Origin of the sequence: Mesorhizobium sp. M2A.F.Ca.ET.037.01.1.1 (assembly GCF_003998075.1) — a bacterium.
GTDB lineage: Bacteria > Pseudomonadota > Alphaproteobacteria > Rhizobiales > Rhizobiaceae > Mesorhizobium.
On record NZ_RZSA01001197.1, the window covers coordinates 1 to 1,768 of the forward strand.

3 protein-coding genes and 1 pseudogene are annotated in these 1,768 nt (G+C 62.5%); 2 read left to right on the forward strand and 2 right to left on the reverse strand.

All coding sequences use genetic code 11. The features are described 5' to 3' along the window. A pseudogene (locus EOA27_RS42670) lies at positions 1-93 on the forward strand (glutathione S-transferase family protein); the annotation flags it as partial. Between the two features lie 258 nt (positions 94-351). Then, positions 352-720, forward strand: a complete 369-nt coding sequence (locus EOA27_RS34980) for a hypothetical protein (RefSeq protein WP_189343053.1) — start codon at positions 352-354, stop codon at positions 718-720. 18 nt (positions 721-738) lie between these two features. Here EOA27_RS34980 and EOA27_RS34985 read toward each other — a convergent pair whose 3' ends face one another. Then, positions 739-972 (reverse strand): hypothetical protein, encoded by a 234-nt coding sequence (locus EOA27_RS34985; RefSeq protein ID WP_126080868.1) that lies wholly within the window; start codon positions 970-972, stop codon positions 739-741. Between the two features lie 164 nt (positions 973-1,136). After that, on the reverse strand, positions 1,137-1,496 hold the full coding sequence (locus EOA27_RS34990; protein ID WP_126080869.1) for a hypothetical protein: 360 nt from the start codon (positions 1,494-1,496) through the stop codon (positions 1,137-1,139). Positions 1,497-1,768 lie beyond the last annotated feature (272 nt).

The following is a 1,768-nucleotide window of genomic DNA, read 5'->3' on the forward strand; positions in this document are numbered from 1 at the left end:
GCCCTGGAGAAAAAGCTCGGCAAGGCTTATGCCGAGCCGGCCGGCGACGTGCGCGGCTACATCGCGCATGTGAAATCGCAGGCCAGGGCGTAGCGGTCCCTCGGCGTTAAGGTTTCGTTTACCTAAGACCTGTCTACTGGGTTGAGACCTCGCTGCGACCACGGATGTACTGGCGCCATGACGAGGCAAGGGAAAGGTCGGCTCCGTGCCGGCCTTTTGCTTTTCGCGGCCATCGCCGAAATCACGACAGTATGATTGCACCACCGACGGGCGGACCGAAATCCTATTGTCATCCTCGTCATGGATCGTACGATACCGTTATAGGCAGAGCGACGGCGACGAGGACCTGCGATGAACACGGCAAGATTTCTTGTGATGGCGGGCACGCTGTCGGTTGTGCCCTTTCCAGCGGCCGCCACCGCACCGCTCAACGGCATGAACGAGGTCGGCGCCGCCCTGCTCGCCTGCTGGACGCCGCCGGCCAATTCCGACAATTCCTCGGTCACGCTCAGCTTCAGCTTCAAGCGCGACGGCACGCTGATCGGGCCGCCTAAAACAACCGCCATCCATGTCGGCGGCGACGACAATGCGCGCAAGGCCTATGTCGACGCGGCGATAAAGGCGTTGAATGATTGCCTGCCGCTCAGCCTTTCGCCGGCGCTGGCGCAAGGCATTCCCGGCAACGTCTTCACGCTGCAATTCAGCTCACCGAAGAAATAGGCGGGCAGACTCGCCGTTTCAGGTCAGGCCGCGCACGCCTGACGCGGTACGCCTGACCTCAGCGTGTTTTTCCAACTCCGGCATCTCGAAGACGTAGTCGCTCCAGGCCGAGTCCGGGATCTGCCCGGCCAGGTAACAATCCAGCAGAAGGTTCTGTTCCGGGGTAAGGGGCCTCGGCGCCAGTTCATGATCCAACCCAAGCGAATGGATCAGGTTCCTGGTCAGGCCAGAGACGGTGAAGTGAATGGACATCTTCAGTCTCCTGGGTGCAGCGCGGATCACATCAAGCCGGAAAACGTCCACCACCGGTCAAAGGTTTCATCAGCAATCCGTGATCGCGACGGCGGCTCGGTTTCTTACGCCGGCTGGCGTTCGGTGCTGTCCGGCCGGCACTGGGTCCACCGATTGAAGGAACGTTATTCGCAGATGACGCGATAGCGCTTGCCGTCTTCGCCGACATTCCTGCAGGTGAGGGGGCTCTGCTCGCCGGATGTCGGGTCGGGCAGATCCCGGCCGAAGGACGGTTTCGTCGAAGCGGGCCTGGAATGGCGCCGGACGGTCGGGCTCGCCGGCAGGCTTGCCGGCGCGCTCGGCGGCGGCGGAAACACATCCGACACGATCTGCCGCGAGGCGGTCGTTCCCGGCGGCGCCTCGTCCCAGACACGCCTGACATCCATCCGGCTTGGAACGATCACCGTGCCGTCGTCGCTTCGCGTGCAGGCGCCCGCTGCAAGCAGCGCCGGGCACAGGACGAAAGCGGCGATTCGATTGAACATTAGCAACACCTCAGGCGCCTTATAATGTGTCGTTGCCCCAATCGCCAACAGGCGGATTACCGCAACCGGCGCCACGATCCTGGTTCTCTCAACGGCATCGAACGGCAGGTGGTTGCGATCCATTATGGTTAGCGGATCGTTAATGCTTGTCAGGCACATTTCCGCGACGAACCGCGAAGGGGGGTTCGGTTGGGATGGCAACAGCATGGCGGACGTGGACAAGACGAGTGGGACTGGCGGCATGCGCGACCCCCTCGACGCAACGGTTGGGC